The following is a 365-nucleotide window of genomic DNA, read 5'->3' on the forward strand; positions in this document are numbered from 1 at the left end:
GGAACTTATTTTGTTCTGGTGGTGGGGTGTCCGGCTCGGCAAAGACGTTGAATGGACTTTCGTCGCATTTGCATTCCAGATTGGTTATGCGATTACGCTGTTTTTGATGACCGCACTGTTATTTCCTGACGATATTGCAGAATATAAAGGCTATCAGGATTTTTTCATTCAGCGCCGGTATTGGTTTTTTACGCTTCTGGCCCTGACCTGGATTATCGATATTTCCAAAGCCATTGTTGCCGGAGGTAATATCAGCTCCACTCTGCTGCTTCACGCATCCGTCACTCTGAGTTTATGTGCTCTGGCAGCATTCTTTAAGCATCCAAAGATTCAGATCGCCATCGTGTTGATCTACATCTCGCGGC

General features: G+C 46.0%; 1 pseudogene. It reads left to right on the forward strand.

What is annotated here, in order from left to right:
- Positions 1-365, forward strand: a pseudogene (locus HBA93_RS19335) (hypothetical protein); the annotation flags it as partial.

Origin of the sequence: Ochrobactrum sp. SFR4 (genome assembly GCF_019730395.1) — a bacterium.
Lineage (GTDB): Bacteria > Pseudomonadota > Alphaproteobacteria > Rhizobiales > Rhizobiaceae > Pseudochrobactrum.